This is a genomic window from Peribacillus sp. NPDC094092 (assembly GCF_050279365.1).
Classification (GTDB): Bacteria; Bacillota; Bacilli; order Bacillales; family DSM-1321; genus Peribacillus.
On sequence record NZ_JBNNUC010000001.1, the window covers coordinates 1,395,791 to 1,420,589 of the forward strand.

At 41.4% G+C, this 24,799-nt stretch carries 26 protein-coding genes and 1 pseudogene; 9 read left to right on the plus strand and 18 right to left on the minus strand.

Annotated features, from left to right (window positions below; translation table 11 throughout):
• Positions 1-238: 238 nt before the first annotated feature.
• The 5 genes from ACQKNS_RS06690 to ACQKNS_RS06710 form a co-directional block, all read right to left on the minus strand.
• Complete coding sequence (locus ACQKNS_RS06690) at positions 239-394, minus strand: hypothetical protein (protein WP_427641723.1); 156 nt, start codon at positions 392-394, stop codon at positions 239-241.
• Between the two features lie 159 nt (positions 395-553).
• Complete coding sequence (locus tag ACQKNS_RS06695; RefSeq protein ID WP_427641724.1) at positions 554-1,753, minus strand: FAD-dependent monooxygenase; 1,200 nt, start codon at positions 1,751-1,753, stop codon at positions 554-556.
• Between the two features lie 127 nt (positions 1,754-1,880).
• A complete protein-coding gene (locus ACQKNS_RS06700; RefSeq protein WP_427641725.1) occupies positions 1,881-2,993 on the minus strand; it encodes a cupin domain-containing protein in 1,113 nt (370 codons plus the stop codon).
• Positions 2,994-3,023: 30 nt separating this feature from the next.
• Positions 3,024-3,515: a DinB family protein gene (locus ACQKNS_RS06705; protein ID WP_427641726.1), complete on the minus strand. Its 492-nt coding sequence runs from the start codon at positions 3,513-3,515 to the stop codon at positions 3,024-3,026.
• A 1-nt stretch (position 3,516) separates the two neighbouring features.
• On the minus strand, positions 3,517-4,464 hold the full coding sequence (locus ACQKNS_RS06710; RefSeq protein ID WP_427641727.1) for a fumarylacetoacetate hydrolase family protein: 948 nt from the start codon (positions 4,462-4,464) through the stop codon (positions 3,517-3,519).
• A gap of 388 nt (positions 4,465-4,852) precedes the next feature.
• Here ACQKNS_RS06710 and ACQKNS_RS06715 point away from each other — a divergent pair, with 388 nt between their 5' ends.
• Positions 4,853-5,611, plus strand: a complete 759-nt coding sequence (locus ACQKNS_RS06715) for an IclR family transcriptional regulator (protein WP_427641728.1) — start codon at positions 4,853-4,855, stop codon at positions 5,609-5,611.
• 51 nt (positions 5,612-5,662) lie between these two features.
• On the opposite strand, the gene ACQKNS_RS06720 is transcribed toward ACQKNS_RS06715, so the two are convergent.
• The 8 genes from ACQKNS_RS06720 to argC form a co-directional block, all read right to left on the minus strand.
• On the minus strand, positions 5,663-5,842 hold the full coding sequence (locus tag ACQKNS_RS06720) for a YjzC family protein (RefSeq protein WP_034314546.1): 180 nt from the start codon (positions 5,840-5,842) through the stop codon (positions 5,663-5,665).
• Positions 5,843-5,977: 135 nt separating this feature from the next.
• Positions 5,978-6,937, minus strand: a complete 960-nt coding sequence (gene argF, locus ACQKNS_RS06725; protein WP_427641729.1) for an ornithine carbamoyltransferase — start codon at positions 6,935-6,937, stop codon at positions 5,978-5,980.
• Positions 6,934-10,053: a carbamoyl phosphate synthase large subunit gene (locus ACQKNS_RS06730; RefSeq protein ID WP_427641730.1), complete on the minus strand. Its 3,120-nt coding sequence runs from the start codon at positions 10,051-10,053 to the stop codon at positions 6,934-6,936. Before ACQKNS_RS06730 ends, argF begins: the two co-directional genes overlap by 4 nt.
• Positions 10,046-11,128: a carbamoyl phosphate synthase small subunit gene (locus ACQKNS_RS06735; protein ID WP_427641731.1), complete on the minus strand. Its 1,083-nt coding sequence runs from the start codon at positions 11,126-11,128 to the stop codon at positions 10,046-10,048. Before ACQKNS_RS06735 ends, ACQKNS_RS06730 begins: the two co-directional genes overlap by 8 nt.
• Positions 11,129-11,210: 82 nt before the next feature.
• Positions 11,211-12,362, minus strand: coding sequence for an acetylornithine transaminase (locus tag ACQKNS_RS06740; RefSeq protein ID WP_427641732.1), 1,152 nt, complete (start codon positions 12,360-12,362; stop codon positions 11,211-11,213).
• Entirely contained in the window at positions 12,359-13,132 is a 774-nt protein-coding gene (gene argB / locus ACQKNS_RS06745; RefSeq protein WP_427641733.1) for an acetylglutamate kinase, read from the minus strand. Before argB ends, ACQKNS_RS06740 begins: the two co-directional genes overlap by 4 nt.
• A 12-nt stretch (positions 13,133-13,144) precedes the next feature.
• Positions 13,145-14,377: a bifunctional ornithine acetyltransferase/N-acetylglutamate synthase gene (gene argJ, locus ACQKNS_RS06750; RefSeq protein WP_427641734.1), complete on the minus strand. Its 1,233-nt coding sequence runs from the start codon at positions 14,375-14,377 to the stop codon at positions 13,145-13,147.
• A 16-nt stretch (positions 14,378-14,393) separates the two neighbouring features.
• Complete coding sequence (gene argC, locus ACQKNS_RS06755; RefSeq protein WP_427641735.1) at positions 14,394-15,431, minus strand: N-acetyl-gamma-glutamyl-phosphate reductase; 1,038 nt, start codon at positions 15,429-15,431, stop codon at positions 14,394-14,396.
• 233 nt (positions 15,432-15,664) lie between these two features.
• Between argC and ACQKNS_RS06760 the strand changes: the two genes are divergently transcribed.
• The gene (locus ACQKNS_RS06760) at positions 15,665-16,354 is read left to right on the plus strand and encodes a Crp/Fnr family transcriptional regulator (RefSeq protein WP_427641736.1); all 690 of its coding nucleotides are present in this window, start codon (positions 15,665-15,667) and stop codon (positions 16,352-16,354) included.
• A 256-nt stretch (positions 16,355-16,610) separates the two neighbouring features.
• Here ACQKNS_RS06760 and moaA read toward each other — a convergent pair whose 3' ends face one another.
• From moaA to ACQKNS_RS06775, 3 genes are all read right to left on the minus strand, one after another.
• Positions 16,611-17,624: a GTP 3',8-cyclase MoaA gene (gene moaA / locus ACQKNS_RS06765; RefSeq protein ID WP_427641737.1), complete on the minus strand. Its 1,014-nt coding sequence runs from the start codon at positions 17,622-17,624 to the stop codon at positions 16,611-16,613.
• Between the two features lie 108 nt (positions 17,625-17,732).
• Positions 17,733-18,041, minus strand: a complete 309-nt coding sequence (locus ACQKNS_RS06770) for a metal-sulfur cluster assembly factor (RefSeq protein ID WP_192203688.1) — start codon at positions 18,039-18,041, stop codon at positions 17,733-17,735.
• 113 nt (positions 18,042-18,154) lie between these two features.
• Complete coding sequence (locus tag ACQKNS_RS06775) at positions 18,155-18,943, minus strand: prolyl oligopeptidase family serine peptidase (RefSeq protein ID WP_427641738.1); 789 nt, start codon at positions 18,941-18,943, stop codon at positions 18,155-18,157.
• Between the two features lie 206 nt (positions 18,944-19,149).
• Between ACQKNS_RS06775 and ACQKNS_RS06780 the strand changes: the two genes are divergently transcribed.
• The 3 genes from ACQKNS_RS06780 to ACQKNS_RS06790 all read left to right on the plus strand — a co-directional run bounded on the left by ACQKNS_RS06780 (position 19,150) and on the right by ACQKNS_RS06790 (position 20,470).
• A complete protein-coding gene (locus ACQKNS_RS06780; RefSeq protein WP_427641739.1) occupies positions 19,150-19,965 on the plus strand; it encodes a Cof-type HAD-IIB family hydrolase in 816 nt (271 codons plus the stop codon).
• A gap of 104 nt (positions 19,966-20,069) precedes the next feature.
• Positions 20,070-20,222 (plus strand): hypothetical protein, encoded by a 153-nt coding sequence (locus ACQKNS_RS06785; RefSeq protein WP_164468789.1) that lies wholly within the window; start codon positions 20,070-20,072, stop codon positions 20,220-20,222.
• Positions 20,222-20,470, plus strand: coding sequence for a DUF3813 domain-containing protein (locus tag ACQKNS_RS06790; protein ID WP_427641740.1), 249 nt, complete (start codon positions 20,222-20,224; stop codon positions 20,468-20,470). The genes ACQKNS_RS06785 and ACQKNS_RS06790 overlap by 1 nt, the downstream gene beginning before the upstream one ends.
• 48 nt (positions 20,471-20,518) lie before the next feature.
• Here ACQKNS_RS06790 and ACQKNS_RS06795 read toward each other — a convergent pair.
• Together ACQKNS_RS06795 and ACQKNS_RS06800 are read right to left on the minus strand one after the other, a co-directional pair.
• Positions 20,519-20,767: pseudogene (locus ACQKNS_RS06795) on the minus strand (KGG domain-containing protein); the annotation flags it as partial.
• A gap of 134 nt (positions 20,768-20,901) precedes the next feature.
• Complete coding sequence (locus tag ACQKNS_RS06800; RefSeq protein WP_427641741.1) at positions 20,902-21,744, minus strand: YitT family protein; 843 nt, start codon at positions 21,742-21,744, stop codon at positions 20,902-20,904.
• A 156-nt stretch (positions 21,745-21,900) separates the two neighbouring features.
• On the opposite strand from ACQKNS_RS06800, the gene ACQKNS_RS06805 reads away from it, so the two are divergent.
• The 4 genes from ACQKNS_RS06805 to ACQKNS_RS06820 all read left to right on the plus strand — a co-directional run bounded on the left by ACQKNS_RS06805 (position 21,901) and on the right by ACQKNS_RS06820 (position 24,673).
• Positions 21,901-22,767, plus strand: a complete 867-nt coding sequence (locus ACQKNS_RS06805; protein ID WP_427641742.1) for a DegV family protein — start codon at positions 21,901-21,903, stop codon at positions 22,765-22,767.
• A 68-nt stretch (positions 22,768-22,835) separates the two neighbouring features.
• A complete protein-coding gene (locus ACQKNS_RS06810) occupies positions 22,836-22,967 on the plus strand; it encodes a DUF3941 domain-containing protein (RefSeq protein WP_076367185.1) in 132 nt (43 codons plus the stop codon).
• 103 nt (positions 22,968-23,070) lie between these two features.
• Positions 23,071-23,562, plus strand: a complete 492-nt coding sequence (locus ACQKNS_RS06815) for a YajQ family cyclic di-GMP-binding protein (RefSeq protein WP_063232211.1) — start codon at positions 23,071-23,073, stop codon at positions 23,560-23,562.
• A 235-nt stretch (positions 23,563-23,797) separates the two neighbouring features.
• A complete protein-coding gene (locus tag ACQKNS_RS06820) occupies positions 23,798-24,673 on the plus strand; it encodes an SDR family oxidoreductase (RefSeq protein ID WP_427641743.1) in 876 nt (291 codons plus the stop codon).
• Positions 24,674-24,799 lie beyond the last annotated feature (126 nt).

Consider the following 24,799-nt stretch of genomic DNA (forward strand, 5'->3'; position numbering starts at 1 on the left):
ATATAGAAGAAAGGTACAAACTGTAGACAAACTCGTTGGAAATCGAGTTTGTCTACAGTTTGTTTTAGGGTTTATACATTTGAACGTTGAATTCCACTCCAGGCAATCGCTTTCCGCGGGCGGTCCGGGAGCCTCGTACCTTCCGTTCCAATCAACTTTATTTTAGCTTTTAGATAGAACCCTTTTGCCAAAGAATTAATAAAACTTGAGTTGATGAGGGTGTTTTCTAAACATAAATCTATTGAGCGAGATTAACAGGTGCCCGCGAAACCATTTGGTTCGTTAAAATGGCGACTGCCATTGACTTCTCTTTCATTTCTACACATGTGAAAGCCATGAGAATAAGCAGAGATTTGAAAAGAAAATCGTCCGTAGGGAACACGCCCAGTTTCAATGACGCCTTCTAGTTGAAATAAATCAAGATCGTACAAAACAGTTTGCCTATTCATTCCACGCCCCGCAAATGCAGCTTATAAAAAACACAAGCGATAGAAGAAAGGCAGACCCATTTGTAAAATGCATAAAACTCCTGATTTGGATGAAACAAAACGGCTTATGCTTTTACGGCCGTTTTATTATAACCATGAAATTCATCGACGAATTGGAAATCTTTATCCGTGCGAGCTGCAAGGATCGTATCTCTGAGCAGAATGCCCGCATCGGTCGTATTGTGGATGATTTCCCCCCACATTCTTGCACTCGTTTGAACTTGAGCTGTGCGCGGAATGCGTTCCTCTTGATATTCCAAGAATGCCTGTTCAATGTCCTTCCCGTGCTTATGAAGCATATCCGACAAATAAGCTGCATCTTCTAAAGCCTGGCAAGCCCCCTGTGCCAAGTATTGAAGCATCGGATGTGCCGCATCACCCGTAAGTGTAATCCTTCCTTTACTCCAATTATCAATTGGCAACCGGTCATACATCGGCCAGCGGCGTTGCCTTTGAATGAATGAAATCGCATTCTGAACAAGCTCACAAGTTCCGGCAAATACACTGTCCATTTCTTCCGGGGTTCCCCATTGATCTGTTTTTTCGTTTTCTTCCGTGTATTGAGAACTTTTGAACACCACTACTTGGTTGTATAGTTCTCCCCTTCTTACCGGGTATTGAACAAGATGAAGGTTTGGCCCAATCCACATATATACATCATCTAAATCTCCATGGCTCGTAACCTCTTCCATCGGAATCGCTCCCCTGTATGCAACATATTGAGAGCAGATCGGTTGATCTTCCACAAATAGTTTCCGCGCCTTGGACCATAATCCATCGGCTCCAATGACAGCAGTTCCTGAATGTTTAGACCCGTTGGCAGAAGTAACCGTAACCTCACCTTCATTTTCTACAGTTTCAATAATGGTTTGGTTCGTAACCAGTTCAATATACGGGTTATTTTCACAGGCTTCAGCCAGTACTTTATGCAAATCGGAACGATGCAAGACAACATACGGCGCTCCATATCTTTCTTTATAAACATCACCTAAATCCAAAGCGGAAAGCTCTTTGCCGGAAAAGGCATCCATCAGCACCAATCTTTTTGGAAATACTGCAATTTCATTGATTTTATCCATGACGCCTAAACGCTGCAACACGTTTGTGGCATTTGCTGCAAGCTGAATCCCTGCACCAATTTCTCCAAATTCGGGAGCTTGTTCAAGGACCTTTACATACTGTTTAGTTTCCGCGATTCCTAAAGCAGTTGCCAATCCGCCAATTCCCCCACCGATAACTATGAATGGTTTTTTTTCTGTGCTCATCATCAATTCCCCCTATATTAGTTGCTTATAGCCAATGTTGCGGACCAATGCCACGGTAAGCGTTTTCATTCGGCTGGCATTCCTTATATACATTAGGATAAAGCTGAAAGTTCCAAACATATTACTTTTAAACCAAAACAGGCTTGAATTCACTTTCAACCTTTTGGTGACCATTATTTACGTCTAATGCCTGTTGCTGTTCCAAATCGAATCTCTCCATTATTGGTAGGTCGTTTACCGAGAATAAGTAAGAATCCGCTTCTGCAACGTGTTCATGCCAAGCCCAATTCGGGACGACGAAATAATCTCCTTTGGACCAGTCAAAACGCACTCCATTAATAACTGTATAGCCTGATCCTTGGTGCACTTGATAAATTGTGGAATGGGTATGGCGATGTGCTTTCGTATGGAATCCTTTAGGAAGTTTCTGCATCCATGCCCCCATCGTCGGATTGGCCGTTTGGCCATTTGATGGATTGATATATTCCACGGCGAAACCTTCATATGGGTCCGGTTCGAAGTTCATTAATCCTTCTATCGCTGCTTTTGTCCCTTTCCACTTGTAATTGGCAAGCGGTGCCACTTGTGAATAACGGTCGGATACCGGACGAACCATTCCGCCTTGATAACGGAGCTCTGAAAAATTATCCGGACGTTTAGGCGTTTCAATCCGATCTGGATATGGTTCAAAGAAAGTGCCGCCTATGGAATAGATGGTTGGAATATCGAGGGCATCCATCCAAATCATTGGTTTTTCACCAACATGTCCATGACCATGCCATAAGTTTTTAGGCGTGATCAAGAAATCCCCTTCTTCCATGAATATCCTTTCTCCCTGCACGATGGAGTAGGCACCTTCACCATTCGTAATGAAACGAAGTGCACTTTGGGAGTGACGGTGGGAAGGGGCCACTTCACCTGGCAACAATAGCTGTACTGCTGCATAGAGCGTTTGGGTCGTCGAAGCCCATCCCCAAGGCTGGCGATAAGTGAGGCCAGGGTTTTGAAAATAAATGGCCCTGCGCTCCCCTCCCCGGTCAGGTGTGAAGATTTCAGCCGCTTCCATCAATTTTTTTGTCAAAAGCTCTTCTTTCCATAAATAAGCATGTGCATGAGGTTTCGGTTCATGGTCCATCAAAGCGGGAATGGCTTCCCACAGCGGCCCAAGGTTATACTGCTGAATATCCTTTGTAAAATCTTTTACGATTGTACTGTTCATGTATTCCGATTTTTCAGCCATGTTAATCCCTGCTTTCTTTTTTATCTTTCCTCACTGGATTTTAGAAAGGTTTCGCTTAATTTGATCGTAGTGCCCTGAAACATGCTCATCGATGAAGTGATCGACTATATAAGAAACTGGTTTGTTTCCGAATTTAGCGAAATTCCGGTGTGGCGATTCTTTGGATAGTGTTTCTTCATCTAAATTCCCGAGACTGCTCTCCACTTTATATTTAAGCTCCTCCACTTGCTTCATGACACCATCAACCGCAATTTTGTCAGTATCGGTAACCGCTGCCAATCGGGCTGGATCTTGTAATCCACGACCCCATTCGGCTCCTGGCATCGCTATTACGGTTTCCACTTCACCTAACCAATAAGGAATGGCTTCGGCTAAATGGGAAAGTATCTGCATGATTGACCACTCATCATCTGCCGGCTTAAATCTGATTGTTTCTTCCGGCAGGTTTGCCGCTGTCTCAAGAATGTGGTCGATTGATTGTTGAACCGATTGGATTGATGTCCCGATCTCCTGATAAGCCATTTTATTCTCCCTCCCCGACACGTCGCACACGGTTTTCAAGATAACCAATTTTGTCGATTTCGATTTTGACAACATCACCATCTTTTAAGAACACTTGTGGGTCCCGGGCCACCCCTACCCCACCAGGTGTTCCTGTGAGTACGACGTCACCTGGTTCAAGAGTCATTAAATTCGATAAGAATTCAACTAAATATTTCACATCGAATACGAAGTTGGATGTATTCGTTTTTTGGCGTTCTTCACCATTTACCGTTAATCGGACATTTAAGCCAGATGGATCGGAAAGTTCATCGGAAGTGACTAACCAAGGCCCCATCGGAGCACTTCCTTCAACCGTTTTCCCTTGAAGCCACTCAAGTGTACGCCGTTGGATATCGCGGTACGTTACATCATTCGCAATTGTATAACCTGCCACATAATCAAGAGCATCTTCTTTTGATACATTACGCGCCCTTTGTCCGACTACAAAAGCGAATTCAGCTTCATAGTCCAGTTGTTCAGAGATTGGGAAAAACGGTATATCATCCTCTGGACCGATTACTGTGTTGGCGAATTTTGCGAATACCACAGGGAATGGCGGCAGTTCACGACCCATTTCAGCAATGTGCTCGCGGTAGTTATGTCCGACACAAATAATTTTGCCTGGCTTTTGGACAGGTGCCTCAAGCTTTATATTTTCAATTTCATGCACCAATTTATGTTTGAAGGAATCACGATGGTTAATAGCGTAATCTGCTGCCTTTTTCGCGATGGAAAGGCTTTCATTCCCTCCCTGTAAAAACTCTTCCATTGTTGCAGGGACATACGCTTCAGCGATTTGTTCACTGCGAAGTTTCCCTTCGCTTTCAAGTAACGCTTGATAAGCATAGTTCAAGTCAACTATTACATCATTCGGGTAAATTGCACCAATACGTTTAAATCCTTGACTGCTGAAAGTTACTAATTTCATATTTCATTCTCCTTTATTCATCACGATTTTTTAAAACCAATTTTTGATGCGATCATCCTACTTCTTCGGATTCCCTTCACAAACAAGAATTTGAATGGCTATACAATTCATTCTTTTCACTTATAGATAACATTGTTCACTATTTATATAAATAATAACTCAATTTTCGGAATATTGTCAAGAAAGTATTGCAAATTTTTGTGCAAATGTTATCATCTACACCATTATGAGTACTTCGGAATCCATTTTAAAAATTTGCTGAACTTACTTATTTAATAGGAAAGTATATTGATAGCTTCAAGTGGCGGTTTTCGTGCTAAATTCCATTTATATTTTACAGATTCTGATATACTAGACCTAAATTAAAACAGACTAGGGAGATTGACTTATGGAAATCGTAAAATCTGGTTCGACGATTCAATCATTACAAATAGGGATGAGCATCATAGATTTACTTGCTTCCCAAAGGACTCCTTTAAGATTCTCTGATATTCAAGAATTAACGGAAATAACGAAAAGTAACCTCTATAAGTATTTGAATACTTTGACTCAGCTTGAGTTGCTATATCGCGATAAGACAACCGGCATGTATCATCTTGGGAGCAAACTGATTCAATACGGCATGGCAGCGATAGGAAATGAGGATGTTACGAGCAGAATAACTCCTTATTTACAGGAAATCAGTCACCATACTTCTTGCACAGTCCTTTTTTCCGTTTGGACATACGATGGGCCAATCACGGCGAAAATCTGGAATTCCAACCAAAACCTAAACATCGGGGCACAGCTAGGTACGCGTCTTCCTCCATCATCCTCATCAGGAAAGGTATTCACTGTTTTTCAGGATCCTTCCTTGACAGCCGAATGGATTGAAAAAGATCGTAATGTTACAGGCTCGTTCCTAAAGGAAACAGATGAATATCATGAAATTCGGAAATTCAAAATAGCTTTTGCCAAAGAGCCTCTTGTACCTTCTGTTTCCTCCATGTCCATTCCGGTTTTTAATTATAATTCGGAATTATTGGGAGCGATCACTGCCGTTGGGTTCACCGAAAGCATTCCAGATCATTATGAAGATCTCTTAAGCGACTATTTAAGAAAGAGCTGTTTGGAAATCTCGAAAATATTCGGTTATTCCGCTGAATAGAAAAAAGCAGGAAAAGGATGGCGACCATCCCTTTTCCTGCTTTTAGATGTTTCATGGCTTCCGCTTATATGTCCAGATCCGGTTATGATTGGATGTTTCAGGAAAAGAATCCCCTGCATCAAGCTTTACCATTTTCGGATTCACTACCGTGCTGCCCGTTTCACCGATTTCTACGTAGGTCCCATTATTAGGTGCCTTCTGACCTGGCTTAAATTGGCGATTTTGCCCCATAGATTTCACCCCTTTTTACATGCTTTCCCCGTTATTATTACCAGTATCCTTTCATTCATGTCAGAAAAATTAAGAACATACAGGAAAGCGGCTTGAATCAAAAAGCGCCTGCTCAAGGAGCAGGCGCTTTTTTTGTTATGACATTAAGTCCACCAGGACCGCCTTTTGGGCATGCAGACGATTTCCGGCTTGGTGGAAAACGACGGAATTAGGTCCATCGATGACCTCAGCCGTTACCTCTTCTTCCCTGTGGGCAGGCAGGCAATGCATGAATAAATAATCTTCTTTAGCAAGTTTTACAAGTTCACCATTGATTTGATAATCTTTAAAAGCTTCTAAGCGGATACTATTCTCGATTTCCTGCCCCATGGAGGTCCATACATCGGAATAGACGATATCCGCATCTTTTATGGCTTCCGAAGCTGAGGTTGTCACCACAATTTCACTGCCAGTCTCTTCTGCCACTTTTTGGGCATAGGCGACGACCTTTTCATCAGGTTTGTATGCATCAGGACAACCGATGGAAAAATCCATTCCCATTTTCGCACAGCCTACCATCAATGAATTGGCAACATTATTGCCATCACCTATATAACTCATCTTCAAACCTTTTAGCTGCCCTTTTATCTCGATGATCGTCAAGAAGTCAGCAAGCACCTGGCAAGGATGTGCAAGATCTGTTAACCCATTGATGACTGGAATAGAAGCATTTCCTGACAATTCCAGGATTTTTTCATGTTCGAAGGTACGAATCATGATGCCATCAATGTATTCAGAAAGGACTTTTGCCGTATCGGAAATGGTTTCACCACGTCCAATTTGCAAGTCATTGCCACTTAGGAACAATGCGTGTCCACCAAGCTGCATCATGCCGACTTCAAAAGAAACACGGGTACGGGTAGACGATTTTTCAAAAATCATCCCCAGCGTTTTACCTTTTAAAGGCGTATATTCTTCACCAGCTTGCAATTTGCCTTTAATGGTCTGCGCCAGTTTTAACAAATCTGCAATTGCTGTTGGTGTAGACTCTTTCATGGTCAAAAAATCTTTTCCATTTAAAATCTTCGCTTGTATCGGTGCCGTCATTGAACTCATACGTGTGACACTCCTTTCGAATATGGTACAAGCCATTCCTGAAGCGAGGTAACCCCTGGATCAGCATTTTCCACCGATTGTAGATAGGCTTTGAAAGTCTCCTCTTCCGTAAATGCAAGCAGTCGGTATTTGGCTGCAAGTAACCTTAGCTTCTTATCTTCTTCCGTTGTTCCATATGCCAAAACGACTGCCGCATTTCCTTCATTTAACCATTTATCAAAATCTGAATTCCCCAATGCCAAACCAGCTTCTTTGATTTGCATTAACAAACCTTCACTTAATTGTACTGATCCCGATTGATAAACACCTGAAGTATGTTTAGCTTTTTGAGCATGGAATACTTTTGACAATGCTTCATTTACCGTTTCTCCAATGGCGATTCCTTCACCTGTTGATTTCATTTCCGGACCTACCTTCGAATCAAGTCCGCTTAGTGCAAATGTAGAGAATACCGGATATTTCACGACAGCGTATGGAATTTCTTCCATTAAGCCCGTTTTTTCGAACACATTCGACAATGAATATTTCCCGAGCAATATTTTTGTCGCTATTTGCACCAAGGATACATCGGTCACTTTACTGATGATTGGGATTGTCCGGCTGGCGCGTGGATTCACTTCCAATACATATACACTGCTTCCCTTAATCACGAATTGGATATTCATGAGTCCTTTATAACCAAGTTCCCTAACTAGTTTTTTTGCATAAAGGGTCATTTTATCTTTGATATCATCCGTTAAGGATTGAGCTGGCAATAATGCCATGCTATCCCCTGAATGGACGCCTGCTTTCTCTATATGTTCTGCAATGATGGGAATGTAGACATCGTTTCCATCCGCAATCAAGTCGATTTCGGCTTCCTTCCCTGGAATATAGGAATCGATCAATACGGGATATACCAGTGCCGATCCATTTGCGATTCTATTCAATAAGCTTTCCTTGGAGCGGATGATTTCCATTCCCTGGCCGCCAATTACATAGGATGGGCGTAAGAGCACTGGAAAACCTATTGCCTCTGCACTGGCAATTAATTGTTCTTCACCATTAGCCATTGAACCCGGTACATGAGGAATATCCAGTTTTTGAAGAAGCTGATAAAAACGATCACGGTCCTCTAATTGATCAAGTGTATCGAATGAAGTCCCCAATAAATTGACACCGTATTCTTCCAGGCCTTTTGCCAGGTTTATCGCAGTCTGTCCACCGAATTGGACGATAACATCTTCAATATCTTCCGCTTCTATTACATTCAGAACATATTCAAGAGTTAAAGGTTCGAAATATAGACGGTCTGCCGTCGCAAAATCCGTGCTTACCGTTTCCGGGTTATTATTGATCATGATCGTTTCGACGTTTTCATCCTGGAGTGCATAAACACCGTGAACCGAACAGTAATCAAATTCTATTCCCTGTCCGATGCGGATCGGGCCGCTGCCAATCATCAACACTTTCTTTTTAGCCGTTTTCTTCTGTTCGTTCTCACCAAAGTATGTTGAATAATGATAGTTCGTATGTGATTCGAACTCGGCTGCACATGTATCAACTGTTTTGTAGACAGCAGTTATGCCCAGTGATTTCCGGTGTGCTCTCACTTCCATTTCATTTACTTTCCATACGGAAGCAAGATAGCGATCTGAAAAGCCCTTTTCCTTGTAAGACTGAAGTTCTTCCCTTGTCACCTGATCGATTTCCTTCGCTTCAATTTCCAATTCGTTTTGGATCAATGAAGCAAAGGATTTAAGGAAGAAATAATCTATGGCTGTCGCTTCATGGATTTCTTCAATCGTCACACCTTTTCTAAGCATTTCAAAAATGACAAAGATGCGTTCATCAGATTTTTCGGCAAGCTTTCCCCAAAGTTCAGGAACCGTTTTATTTTTAAGCGATGATAGCTGCAGCCCAATCGTTTTCAATTCCAAAGAATCGACGGCCTTTTGGACTCCCCCTTCAAAGCTGCGGTGTAAAGCCATCACTTCACCAGTCGCCTTCATCTGTGTGCCCAATTTGCGGTTGGCGGTGGTGAATTTATCGAATGGCCACCTCGGGAACTTCACAGCTACATAGTCAAGAGCAGGTTCGAAGCTTGAATATGTGCTTTTCGTTACTGGATTGATGAGCTCCGATAAATTGTAGCCGACAGCGAGCTTTGCAGCTATGCGGGCTATGGGATAACCTGTTGCTTTGGAAGCTAGTGCCGATGAACGGCTGACGCGCGGGTTTACTTCTATTAAATAATATTGTTTGCTATTCGGATCAAGTGCAAATTGAATGTTACAGCCGCCAATGATACCTAAAGCAGAAATGATTTTAATGGAAGCGGCACGCAGCATCTGAAACTCATCGTCCGATAAAGTCTGTGATGGTGCCACGACGATCGAATCACCTGTATGAATCCCAACCGGATCGATGTTTTCCATATTACAAATGGTGATGCACGTATTGTTGCCATCTCGCATAACTTCATATTCTACTTCCTTATAACCAGCTATGCTTCTTTCAATCAAGCATTGTGTTATCGGACTTTCTTGCAGTCCGCCCCGTACAAGTTCCTTAAAGGTGTCAAGGGAATCAGCAATCCCACCGCCTGTTCCGCCGAGTGTATAAGCGGGACGAACGATGATGGGGAAACCGATTTTGTCGGCAAATGCCAGCGCTTCTTCAAGTGTATGGACAATTGTACTGTCGGGAACAGGTTCACCTATTTCAAACATCAACTCACGGAACAGTTCACGATCCTCCCCTTTTTTGATGGAGTCGATCGGAGTTCCCAATAATTTGACTTTATATTTTTCAAGTACTCCAGCATCATCCAATTGATAAGCAAGATTCAATCCTGTTTGACCGCCTAATGTAGCGAGCAGGCCATCCGGCTTTTCTTTGGCAATGATCTTTTCCAATACATCAACTGTTAAAGGTTCGAAATAGACAGCATCCGCATTCATATCATCAGTCATGATCGTTGCAGGATTGTTGTTGACCAGTATGACTTTATATCCTTCTTCCTTTAAAGCAAGACAGGCCTGTGTACCTGCATAATCGAATTCGGCGGCCTGCCCAATGACAATCGGCCCCGAACCAATCACTAAAATGGTCTGTATCGTGTTGTCCTTAGGCATAAGCTTTTTCTCTCCCGCTATAATCATTTATCATTTGTAAAAAGTCGTTGAATAGTAATGAACTCTCGATGGGTCCTGGATTTGCCTCTGGGTGGTACTGGGTAGTGAAGATTGGCAAGTCCTCATGCATGAGCCCCTCAACCGTGTTATCATTCACGTTTCTGAATCTCACTTGCAGGGATGTTCCTCGTAAGCTCGGTTCATCAACCTCATAACTATGGTTCTGCGAACTCATATACACCTTTTTCGTTTTCAAATCGACCACGGGCTGATTCGCACCTCGATGCCCAAACAGCATTTTTTTTGTATTTCCACCTAAGGCAAGGGCCGTTAATTGATGACCGAGACAAATGCCCATCGTTGGAAAATTCGTAATGATCTTTTTTATGTTTCCTAAAAGGTATTCAAGCTGTTTTGGATCCCCAGGCCCATTTGAAAGCAAAATACCATCTGGCTTCAAGTCCTTGATTTGTTCGAATTCAGTGTCGAATGGTACGACAGAGACTCGGCAGCCTTGCTCGACCAATGAATCCAATATGGATTTTTTATAGCCGAAATCCATCATTACCACGTGCTTGTCGCCTTCCCCAAAGCACTCGACAACCTTTGTGGATACCTCAGCAACGTGGGCTGATAAGCCATTCAGGGTGGGTGAGACAGTGTATTTTTCTTCCGCTGTGATGACTGCCTGCATGGAACCTTCCTGTCTTATATTCTTAACGACCGCTCTTGTGTCAACATGGCTTAAAAGAGGAATGTTCCACTTGTCTAAATATTCCCCAAGTGAATATTTAGCTTGATAATGAGAATGGCTCATATTTCCTTCATATACAATCACACCGGCAACATGCGGCTTCTTACTTTCAAAATCATGTTCATTGATTCCATAATTTCCGATCAGCGGGTATGTGAAGATGACAATCTGGTCCTTATATGAAGGATCTGTCAACACTTCTTGATATCCGGTCATTCCTGTGAAAAAGACAATCTCTCCAGTGATTGTTTTTTCAGTCAATTTCGTCAGCAGTTCCCCTTCAAAGACGGAACCATTCTCTAAATATAGATAGCTTTTCATGATCTTCACCTCTTTAGATGATGTATATTTATATATACGATAGCATAATTATTCATTTTGTTCCATAAAAAATTCAATAAATTTAGATAGTTTGTTTTATTGCCAATACTTTTTTAATTTTGTTTATCGCCATATCGATCTCCGATTCGGTAACTGTCAGGGATGGGAGTAAACGAATCACTTTAGGACCTGCGCTCAATACAAGTAAACCCTCTTCTTGCAGTTCCATTAAAAACACCTGAACATCCTGTTTACATTCAATTCCGACCATCATCCCCAGACCGCGAATCTCATTCACTTCTTCCATGTCCTTCAATGCTTTTGCCAATTCGCTTTCAAGGTATTCAGCCTTTTTAACGGTTCCTTGTAAAAACCCTGATTGGAAAATTTCCTTTAACACGGCTTCGGCTGCCGAGACACTAACGGGATTACCTCCAAAAGTGGATCCATGACTTCCAGGGTTAAAGAACTCAGAAAGTGCTTCCTTCCCAATCATCGCCCCGATTGGCAGGCCATTTCCCAGCCCCTTTGCTGAAGTGATGATGTCCGGTTGGATATTGAAATGCTGGAATGCAAATGGTTTCCCTGTACGTCCTATTCCAGTCTGGATTTCATCTATGATAAGGAGAGCTCCATGTTCTTGGCATTGTTTTTGAATCGTGTCCAGATATGATTGCTGTACGACATGGATGCCGCCTTCTCCTTGAACTATTTCAATCATTACAGCTGCCGTATTTTCATCGATGGCTGCTGTCATGGCGTCATTATCATTAAATGGAACATAGTCGAACGAAGCTAACATCGGTCCGAAACCAGTCTTGATTTTTTCCTGTCCCGTTGCAGCCATCGTTGCAAACGTGCGGCCATGGAAAGACTGCTGACATGTGACAATTTTACTTTTCCCGGTAGCTTTACGTGCTAGTTTGATAGCTGCCTCATTTGCCTCGGCCCCGCTGTTGGCAAAGAACACCTGACTTAAACCAGAGGCATCAGCCAGCATTTTTGCTGTCCGTTCCTGTATGGAACTTTGAAACATGTTCGATACATGCCAATATTTATCTAGCTGTTCGGTGACAGCCATTTTTACCAACTCATGACAATGCCCAAGATTCAAAACCCCGATTCCGGATGTGAAATCCAGATACTCTTTACCTGCTGCACTCGTAATCTTCAAACCTGACGCTTTTTTTGGCTCAATGTTCCACCTTGCATATGTTGGAAATAAATTACTCACTGAAATACCCCTTCTTCCTGAAGAAATTTCGTACCGATGAATTGTCCGCCTTGATAAAAATGATCTTTCCCACTAACGATCATCACTTCTTCAACCCCTTTATTCAGCACCGACAACGCTGTGGTGACTTTCGGGATCATTCCCCCATGGATGTTTCCATCCTTTATTAAATTCTTCGTTTCCGTTTCATTCAATCTCTCAATGATCTGCCCATTTTTCAAGACCCCTTTAACATCGGTCACAAATAAACACATATCGGCCGATAGTGCCTTCGCTACAGACCCTGCAGCCATATCGGCATTCACATTTAATTTAGTGCCTTCTTCGGTAGTTGAAATGGGCGTCAAAACCGGACAATAACCCTTTTCGAATAAAAGTCCGAATAATTCCGTATTGACTCGTTGTATCTCACCAACAGCTCCAAGTTTCTTTTCATCGATATAATCACCAGTGAGAATTCCACCGTCAGAGCCATTTAAACCGATTGCCTTGATGCCGTGGGATTCCAATTTATGAACGAGGCTGCGGTTCGATTTGCCTGCCAGCATAAGTTCCACAATTTCCAGCACTTCTGTGGTCGTTTTTCTTAAACCATCTTCAAATACTGGTTCAATTTCAAATTTTTCAAGCATTGAATTTATATCAGGGCCGCCTCCATGCACGAAGACAATATGATACCCGCGGTTTTGTAACTCTTTAACACTATTGAAAAACGAATCCGATAACTCATTAATGATGCTGCCGCCGCACTTTATGACTAATATGTCCATACTTTCCACCTCTTACGAACGATAGCTTCCGTTTATTTTCACATAATCATAGGTTAAATCGCAGCCCCATGCCGTTCCTGATTCATTACCATCTTTCAAATAAACATTAATGATGATATTTTCATTTTCCAAGTAGGCTTTGGCCTCTTCCTCAGAAAACATTATCGGCTCACCATCATTAAGTACGACGATATCTCCAAAAACGATCGTTGTTTGATCCGGATTGAATTCCACTCCGCTTCTTCCCATTGCAGCAATGATTCGTCCCCAGTTTGCATCCGCTCCAAAAGCTGCGGTTTTCACTAGATTCGACCCAACGATCGTCTTCGCCATCATCTGTGAATCTTGCTTCGTAGGCATGCCATGAACATTCACTTCTATCAGTTTTGTCGCACCTTCCCCGTCTTTCGCAATTTGTTTGGCGAGATTTTCAGAAGTTTGTTTTAATAATTCCAGGAAATTGGACCATTCGGGATGGTCAGGTGTCAAAGGTTCATTGTTCGCTTCTCCATTCGCGAGCACTAATACCATGTCGTTCGTTGAACAGTCGCCATCAACCGTGATTTGATTGAATGTATCATTTGTAATGGAGGAGAGAGCTTGCTGTAGATCATCCGGTTCAATTACAGCATCCGTCGTAATGAAACCAAGCATTGTGGCCATATTTGGATGAATCATTCCCGAACCCTTCGCAGCACCGCCCATTTTTACGGTCTTTCCGTCAATAATCGTTTCATAACCACAGCTCTTCGTTACAATGTCCGTTGTTAAAATGGCTGTACCAAAAGCTTCAGCAGCTTCAGGTGTATTTTCTGGCTGTAATGACTCTATGCCTTTTTTCACTTTTTCCATTTCCATGAATTCACCTATGACTCCTGTTGAAGCCACTGCAAATGAATGGTCCTCCAAACCGAATTTTTGAGCCGCAAGCTTCCTCATTTCATTTGCATCTTTTAATCCTTGTTCACCTGTACAAGCATTCGCACAAGCACTATTCACTACAATGCCATGAAGTTTTCCATTAACGGCTATGCTATCTTTCGTTACATTGATCGGAGCGGCTTGAACTACATTTTGTGTATAAACAGCCGCAGCTGATGCTGGGACATCGGTAAAAATGATGCCAACGTCCTTTTTAGAATAGCGCAATCCTGCATGGACACCTGACGCTTTGAACCCTTGGGGCATTAGAATGTTTCCATCTTGAATTTGTTTGATTTCTTCAACTGCCTGTAATGTTTTCATTATTTTCCTCCAAAGTTTACGGATATAGCGGACTGTTCCATAGTCCTGCCGTTTCTTCTAGTCCCATTAATATATTTGCATTTTGAATGGCCTGCCCTGCAGCACCCTTCACTAAATTATCAATAACTGAAACCACCGTTACTTTACCTGTTCTTTCATCATAATCAACGCCTATGTCGCAAAAGTTCGATCCATATACTTGTTTCGTGGATGGAAAGCGATCAAGCGGCTGTACGCGGACAAATGGGTGGTTCTCATAAACGGTTTCGTATAAATCGTTTAATTCAACATTTGAGGTTTCCCGATTTACCTTTATATACATCGTTGCCATTATCCCTCTTGTCATTGGAACAAGATGGGTATTGAAGGTAATAGACTGTAAACCTGTTGACCATCTTCCAAGCTGCTGTTCGATTTCCGGTATGTGTTGATGGTGATTTACCTTATATATCTTAAAGTTCTCATTCATTTCACTATAATGGGTGACCGCCGAAAGTGATTTACCCGCCCCTGAAACCCCGGATTTTGCATCGATGATCACATCGGCAGCCGCTCCGGCCAATCCTTCAGTGAATAAAGGGGCAAGACCTAATAATGATGCGGTTGGGTAGCACCCAGGATTTGCAATAATCCTTGCTTTTTTTATTGCTTCGGCATTCCATTCAGACAATCCGTATACGGCTTCTTCAATAATGTGCTGAGGCGCTGCCGGTTTTTTATACCACTGTTCATATTCACCTGGAGTTTGAAGCCTGAGGTCTCCTGATAGGTCGATTACTTTAATGTCAAGATCAGAAAATTCCGAAATCAACTGCGAGGAAACACCAGAAGGAGTTGCAAGAAATACTATATCGGATTTTTTTGCAATCGCTTCAGGGTCAATTTCTTCTAATTTGTCTTTCATATGCATTAAATGTGCATTTTCTTCAGATAAACTTCGGCCAAATTGGGAAGAAGTATGCAATGATTTTATTTTAAATTGCGGATGATTATTCAAAAATCTTATTAGTTCCATTCCTCCATAACCCGTTGCACCTACTATTGATACGTTCATAAAACCATCTCCTATAATTTCAGGTCCCTGTCATTCTTTGATTCTATTATTATAAGACTGAATAAAAATAAAATCAAATGTATTTTTATAAAATTCTAAACTAATATTTTAAATGAAAAATTATCCATCTAAATTCCTAGAATTATCCAAAGTTGTTGACTACTAGTGTTTTTTTCGTTTAAATCAAAGGTAGTGATTGAGTTTTAACGGTATTTGGAAAGGTGGTCATTTGCATGAATGAATTATCGTTATCTAATCGGATGCATTCGATATTAGATAATAAACAGCAAGTTAAACATATGGAAAAAGGGCGCTACCTTTTTCAGGAGAGCACCCCAGCAAGTGATTTGTATTACATTTTAAAAGGAAAAGTAGAAGTGAGTAAGGTTGTTCCTGACGGTCGGGAATTAACTATACGCATTAGTTCGGAGAATGATTTGGTTGGGGAAACAGTCTTATTTTCTCCAAATCCTAAATATATGCTAAATGCAAAGATGATGGAAGATGGATCTGTTGCGGTAATTTCCAAAGAAGCATTAGAAGAGAAAATCGCCTCAGATAGCCATCTTGCAGTCGAGATGATGACATGGTTATCGGCTCAAAACCGTAAAAATCAGGCTAAATTCCGCGATATGCTCCTGCATGGCAAGAAAGGCGCCTTTTACTCCACCCTTATCCGTTTATCAAATAGTTATGGCATTGAAGCAGAAGACGGTAGAGTTATCAATCTTCCCTTTACAAACCAAGAACTCGCCAATTTTTGCGGCACATCCCGCGAGGTAGTCAATAGAATGCTCGCTCAATTAAGGAAAAACAATGTCATCTCCATTAAAAAGGGACGCATTACGATTCTTGACTTTGACTTTTTGAAACAGGAAATCGACTGTGAAAACTGTCCAATAGAAATCTGTACCATCGATTAAACCCACATAAAAAGCAATAAATACATAAACCTTAAAATGATCTTCGTTATTTTCAGGGCTGAATTTTCCCTAGGACCATTTAATTATTTTCATTTCCATGGATTCTTATAAAAAATATAAATATGCATAAAAAAAGCATAAAAATCGATTTTCCATTGATTGGCATCAGAAGTTCCTAATAACTATAAAAAAATGAAGGGATGGCGTAATTGCCGTCCCTTCATTTTTTTATTCATTCGGAGGGAGTATTGGTATATTACCCGCCAATGAATGACATTTCTATTTTTTCCTGTTTCTTGGCCGTTCCCGCTGCCCGCTCATCCGAATAGCGATCGTCTCTAAGATTCCAAAGCGAAATGATGAACCCGGTCAATTCTTCATCCGACATGCCGGAACGGAGCAATGACTTCAAGTCATGTCCCTTTCCATTAAACAGGCATGTATATAAACTTCCATTAGCAGAAAGACGTGCACGTGTACAACTTGAACAAAAAGACTCGGATACCGAGGTTATGAAGCCCACTTCTGCAGTAGTGCCCTTATAACGGAAGCGTTTTGCCACCTCTCCAAAATAATCTTCCTCCACCGGTTCTAGATCGAATTCGGTTTGGAGCATTGCAAGCAGTTCTTTTTTCGTAATGACATTCTTCAGCTGCCAACCATTTGTATGTCCGACATCCATGAATTCTATATAGCGTAATTGAATGCCCTCATCTTTACAAAATCGGGCCATCGGCAGGATTTGAGATTCATTGGTTTCTTTTTTCACTACCATGTTCACTTTAACGCCAAGCCCAGCTTCTTTGGCAGCTGCGATGCCTTCAATAACAGGCTTTATGCCGATATTCCTGCCGTTCATCTTCTTGAAAAGTTCATCATCGAGGCTGTCTAGGCTGATATTCACCCTCTGCAAACCAGCTTCTCTCAAATTCACGGCATGCTTTTTCAAGAAGACACCATTCGTAGTCAGTCCAATATCTTCAATGCCTTCAATTTTAACGAGATTTGAAATCAGAGTGGTGAGATCTCTCCGAAGTAATGGTTCACCGCCTGTCAACCTTAGTTTTTTTACCCCTAAGCTAGCAAATATTTTAGAAAGCCTTACAATTTCCTCATAAGATAATAGTTCACTTTTAGGCAGGAACTGAAAATTCTCATGAAAAATTTCAGCAGGCATGCAATACTGGCAGCGAAAGTTACAGCGATCTATGACTGAAATCCTTAAATCCCTTAGTGGCCTGTCCAATGAATCTTTAATTTGATTGTTCATTTAACCACTCCTAGCCGAAAGTATTAGAAAAAAACCAGACCATAAAAAGTGACTCGATTGAATGGATTCACTGTTTTTTGACTGGCTTTTCATTTCTATATAGAGTTATTATTTGATTCCCAATGCAATTTTAGCATATCTGGACATTTTGTCCTTCGTCCATGGCGGACTCCAGACAATCTTCACATCCGTTTCCTTTACCTCCGGAATATCTTCCAGAACCAATTTTACTTGATCGACAATCGTGCCAGCTAGCGGACAGCCCATGGCAGTCAACGTCATCGTCACGGTAGTCAGACCTTCCTCATCCATATCCACATCATATACCAAGCCTAAATTAACGATATCTATGCCAAGCTCAGGGTCAATGACCTGCTCCAAAGCTCCAAATATAATGTCTTTTGTATCTTGATCCACTTCGATCACTCCTTTTATGGAAAATCTTTTCCTTTTGTCGGTTTCATCATTATGTCCATTTTAGACTTTATTTTATGTCCGTATTAGAATCATAACAGATTTTGAGTGAGTACTTAAGCATTTTGCACAGTTGACAGTAAATGTTTCGCGAACCAATCTGCAGTCATAAGTACCCCTTCCCTACTCACTTTATGTCCCGCCTTAGGGTCAAGGATAAAATCAATTTTTTCATCTGCCTCATTATACCCTGCTTTGACCTCTTCATAAAAACGATATGCATGTTGATAAGGCACAACCGGATCTTTGGCACCATGCCAAAAAAGAAGCGGACGGTTGGATAGTTTATCCCGATTCAGACTCAAATCAAATGGCTTGAGCTGTTCAATCACCTTGGCAACTTCCTCATCAGTAGCTGGGAAATTAACTTTCCTTTTCTTAATCTCCTCCATTTGGAGCTCTGCATACGCGACATATGATGGGTTTCCCATTAAGCTGACTCCGGCGGATATCCAATCATAAGCTGCCATTGCCCCATTGGTCACTATCCCCCCCATAGAGGTACCAGCTACGCCAATTTTGTCAGGATCAATTAATTTTCGGGATAATAAATCATCCTTCAAAAAAGATAAATCCTGGATTGTCTGTAAAACCATTTCCCAAAAACGGGGCATCATTTGAGAATCACTTAAACCAGCCTCCCTTTCACCATGAAGGATCACATCTGGAAGAAGCACACGAAAACCCTTTTCTGCCAATAAATAAGCATAGTGAAGATTGTGTTCTTTTGCACTTTGAAAACCATGTATAAAAATAATAATCGGCAATTCCTGATTGAAAGTGGTTTCTTCCCCAAGGTGCAATACAGGAATATGTCCAATTAGTTCTTTTTTAATTATTATCAAGTTAACCCCTCCGAATAATTTGTTCCGGCTTTTCAATCAATACCATTTAAATGGCATTCATCATTCCACTCTTTAATTCATCATGATCCTGGATATAGTAATATCATACAGGAATGCATAAAGAATGAAAAAGATTTACATTTACTTTAAAATAGGCTTAACAATATTTGCATATAATGAAATCAAAAAGAACAGAAGGTGTGTACATGGCAGAGAAACATTTAATCGTATTGGATCTTGATGGTACTTTACTTACAGATAACAAAACAATTTCTTCAAGGACTAAAAAAACACTCCTGAAATTAAAAGAAGATGGACACGAAGTTATGATCGCTACCGGGCGTCCCTTTCGTTCAAGTGAACTTTATTACCGGGAATTGGGGTTGACTACACCCATCGTTAATTTCAATGGCGCTTTCGTCCATCACCCATTACATACAAGCTGGGGGGTATACCACTCTCCACTGGATATAAGTGTTGCCAAAGATATTGTTGAAGCGTGTGATAATTTTAAATTTCACAACATCATCGCAGAAGTCCGGGATGATGTTTATGTTCATTATCATGATGAAAAGTTGATGAACATGTTCAATGTAGGAAATCCGATCATGAAGACAGGTGACTTGCGCAATTACCTTCAGGATTCCCCAACTTCGATGCTAATTCACACAGATAGTGAATTCGTTGGACAGATCCGTCAGCATTTATCCGATGTTCATGCAGAATTGGTCGATCATCGCCGCTGGGCAGAGCCTTTTCATATCATCGAAATAATAAAAAGCGGGTTAAGTAAAGCCGTAGGTTTAAAACGTGTATCCAACTATCTGGAAATTCCCCAAAACAGGATAATCGCTTTCGGTGATGAAGATAATGATTTGGAAATGCTTGATTACGCGGGAACCGGTGTGGCCATGGGAAATGCGATTTCACCGGTAAAAACGGTAGCAAATACGACTACATTGACGAATGAAGAAGATGGCATAGCGGTCTTCCTCGAAGAAAAATTCAATATAAAAGCCTAATACGTCATTTTTTACCTTCATAATATCTCCCTTTTAAGCCAAACTAATATGGACAACAGCTTCCATTCCGTTGTCGACAACGCTCAGAATCGGAGGAGATAAGAATGGGTAAAAGCAGTAAATCTAAACGATTTGTACAGCAAGGCAAAGAAAGTGTTGCCAGGCATGCCGAAAAAATCCCTTATCACACTACGTTTGAAGAGGCTGAAAAAGACAGGTTAAGAATTATGTCAGAACAAAGCTATGGTGGCTTCTAATGGGAAACAATTTATTCCAGAAGGCAAGGGAATTTGTTGAAGAAGCTCTCCACTCTGAGCATGACGGTGACCAGCATAAGACCGAGGAAATTGCTAAAAATGCTCTTCACTCAGAGCATGGCGGTGACCAGCAAAAGATAGAGGAAATCGCTAAGAATGCTCTTTCGTCAGCCTTTGCCAATACGAGCGAGGCCGAAAAAGAACAACTGCGAGAACTCCAGGAAGAGCTGGAAAACCACTCTAAATAACGTAAAAGCCTCCAGGGATTCCTGGAGGCTTTTACGTTGTTTTCATCCATTGTCATTTCGTGCCTTACCGCCTTTTTCACCAATTTCTTTATAAAAATCTTTACCATGGGAATTAGCAGTGGCTTTTCCACCCTTTTGTCCAATCTCTTGATAGAATTCCTTTTCATGATTATCCGATGTGGCTTCTCCGCCCTTTTGCCCAATTTCCCGGTAAAAATCCTTGTCGTGATTTTTAGAAGTGGCATCCCCGCCTTTACGGCCTGCTTCCTGTCTGCTCATTTTTTCGTCGTTAGCCATTTTTATTACTCCTTCATGATTTTAAATTGGCGCTACTATATAAGAATTAGCCGTTTGATACAGGCAATAAACTTAAAACGCCTAAATACTGACTTTTGTAATAGAAGTGTAATGGCCTTAATCTTTTGTTGACATCATTCCCTGCGGAAAGTTCCAACTATTCCTGAAGTTTCCATGATGTTTGTGAAAGCATGCGGATCGACTTCCTTGATGATCTTTTCAAGGTCATACAGTTCATACCTTGTAATGACAATCAATAACATTTCCTTAGTTTCGTTGGTGAATGCCCCTTTTGCAGGAACCCTTGTAATTCCGCGAACTAACTTAGCATGGATTGCCTGTTTAAGTTCTTCGCTTTTCTTTGTAATGATCATGGCCGTAAGCTTTTCATGACGCGTATGAATCGCGTCAACGACACGGGTCGATGTGTAAAGGGTAACAAGTGTGTACAAAGCTTTTTCCGGTCCATAAACAGCACCTGCCGTTACGATGATCACGCCATTCAGCAGAAATAAATAAGTACCCACTGGTTTGTCTTTCTTCCGCGACAGAAGCATGGCAATAATATCCATTCCACCGGTCGATGCACCGTATTTCAAAGTGATCCCCACACCTACTGCTGCTATGACTCCGCCGAATACCGCATTTAATAATATGTCAGGTGACCAGCGTGTAATCGGAATGATTTCCATAAAGAAGGACATCAAGACAACGCTGAGGAAACTATAAAAAGTGAAAGACTTTCCAACCTTTCGCCAAGCAATGATCGTTACTGGAATGTTCAATATAAACAATAGAATACCTGTCGATACATTAAAAGGAGCAAAAGAGCCAATCATCCTTGATAGTAGCTGGGCCACTCCTGTAAAGCCGCTTGCATATACGTTTGCCGGTATTAGAAAAAAGTTCATTGCGATTGCATTCAGTAATGCTCCGACCACAACTATGATAATTTTCTTCATTTCACCACTGTACATCCTAAAAACCTCCATTTCACCCTTATTCTATTATCTTTTTACCCTTAATTATTTATTCTATTTACGTAGAGATTGAATTTTTACCGTTACGTGCTACACTAAAATGTAGAGTGACCACTCATTTTCTAAAAATTGTAAAAAGAAAGCAGGTGTATTATGGCTATCACAATTCTTGCAGATAGTGCATGTGATTTGCCGTTGTCTTTCTATAAGGAAAACAATGTTTCATTAATTCCTTTACAAGTCCATCTTGACGGGAAAAATTACGAAGACTTACTTACCATTAATTCTCACGAAGTCTATCAGGCGATGATTGAGGGAAAAGCCCCGAAAACATCGCAAGCTTCTCCAGAATGCTTTATAGAACTTTTCACACAGTTTGCCAAAGAGAAAAAACAAGGGATTTATATAGCCTTTTCCTCTGGATTATCAGGAACCTATCAAACGGCAGTGATGATTCTTGATCAGGTAAAGGAAGAGTACCCCGACCTTGACATCGAAATCGTCAATACGAAATGTGCTTCGATGGGCGTCGGTTTAATTGTAAAGAAAGCAGCCGATCTCGCAGCAAACGGTGCCACTAAAGAAGAAATCCTAGCTGACATAGAATTCCAAACCCGGCATATGGAGCATCTATTCACTGTAGATAACCTTGAGTATTTGGCCCGCGGCGGCCGCATCTCCAAGACATCTGCCCTTGTTGGCGGGTTATTAAACATTAAACCGTTATTGCATGTAGAAGATGGTAAGCTTGTTCCGCTTGAAAAGTTACGCGGCAAAAAGAAATTGATCAAACGTGTAATCGAATTGATGCACGAAAGAGGAAAAAATTTAAAAAACCAAACGATTGCCATCAGTCATGGTGATGATGAAGCGACGGCCCTGGAATGGAAGGAAGCCATTCAAAATGAATTCGGGGCAACCGATTTCATGATCCATACAATCGGCTCCGTCATTGGCGCACATGCCGGTCCTGGTACAATTGCCCTCTTCTTCTTAAACGATACCCCTGGGAAATCATAAACATACATACTCCCTTCCATAATTGTGAACAATATATATTGATCAGATAATGGAAGGGAGTTTTCTCTATGTCAAAAACAACCGATGACAACAAAAGGCCAAAAGATAACCAGGCGAGAAATGCTGAAAAAAATGTCGCCTATCAGGAAAACCTTGCTGCAGGTAAGCACTCCTATTCGAAGAAAACAGACCATAAATGACGCGAGGGGCTTGTCCCCTCGCTTTTTTAATATGGTTTAGATAGTTGTCTTCCTATCACACATTCTCTATAATAAAGGAAATAAAACCTGCTGGAGGTAAGTGATGGCAAAGGAAAATTCATTTGATATTGTTTCGAAAGTAGACTTTTCAGAGGTAACGAATGCAGTTACCATGGCTATGAAGGAAATACAAACACGTTATGATTTTAAAGGGAGCATAAGCAGCATCACCATTGAAAAAGAAGACCTGGTTTTAGTGTCTGACGATGAATATAAGCTCGAACAGCTGAAGGATGTCCTCATTAGTAAACTCATTAAACGTGACGTACCAGTCAAGAACCTGGACTATGGCAAATTAGAAGGGGCTTCCGGCGGAACCGTTCGCCAACGCGCCAAGCTGATTCAAGGCATCGATAAGGAACAAGCAAAAAAAATCAATACCATCATTAAAAACAGCGGTCTTAAAGTGAAAAGCCAGATCCAAGATGATCAAATCCGTGTTACCGGTAAGAACCGGGACGATTTGCAAGGGATCATTTCCGCAATCCGGGGCGCTGATCTGTCCATCGATGTACAATTCTTAAATTACCGCTAAGTATGAAGACCTTACCTTTGGGTGGGTCTTTTTTTATTTGCAGCTTTGCCTCGATAGCCGTCACCCCCCTTCTTCTTCAAATGAATCTCCTTCATGTAACATGGAAAGACTAGTCATGTTCCGTTAGTTATATAGATAATTGCCCACGATCAACTTGGTCATTTTTTCCATGTTTTATTTTTCTAAAAAAAGGAATAGAAAAAGCATAGATAATTAAACAGGAGGCGTTTTAATCTTGACTACCCAAAACCAAAATCAGAACAAACAAGGATTTCCACCTCAACATCAACAGCATCAACCTGGATTGGAAACAAAAATGGAGCCGAACCCAGATTCGGTAAAAGCTGCCTACAAAGGAAGCGGCAAACTAAAAGGTAAAACGGCAATCATAACAGGGGGAGACAGCGGAATCGGTAAATCTGTTGCCATTTATTACGCTAAAGAAGGAGCGAATGTGACAGTTGCATACTTGGATGAACACGAGGATGCCAAAGCGACAAAAGAAATGATCGAAAAAGAAGGCCAGAAATGTTTACTCATTTCCGGAGATATCGGTGATGAAGCCTTCTGCCAAGATGTCGTCAAAAAAACGGTTGATGAGTTTGGCGGTTTGGACATTCTAGTCAACAACGCGGGTGAACAGCATGTACAAACAAGTATCCTTGACATTTCAGCTGAACAATTGGAAAAAACGTTCCGCACGAATATTTTCTCGATGTTCCACTTAACCAAGGCTGCATTGAAGCACCTTAAAAAAGGAAGCAGCATCATTAATACAACCTCCATCACAGCCTATCAAGGCAACCCAAAACTAATCGATTACTCTTCAACAAAAGGTGCAATACTGGCATTTACAAGGGCCTTGTCGAACTCCATTTCAAAAGATGGGATCAGGGTGAACGGCGTTGCGCCAGGCCCGATCTGGACACCGTTGATTCCTGCCTCATTCGGGGAAGAAGATGTCGCCAAATTCGGACAGGATACCCCAATGGGCCGCGCCGGACAGCCAGAGGAATTAGCACCGGCTTATGTATATTTGGCTAGTGATGATTCATCCTATGTCAGCGGACAAGTCATCCATGTAAACGGAGGGACCGTGGTAAACGGATAAGCCTTACCCTTTCAAAAGCAGGATATTTCGGTTATAGAGGAGTATATGCGGAGTCATTATATTGCAGATCCATGGTTCACCGTTCGGGAATAGGAAAAGGCATTGCTTTTATGCAATGCCCTTTTT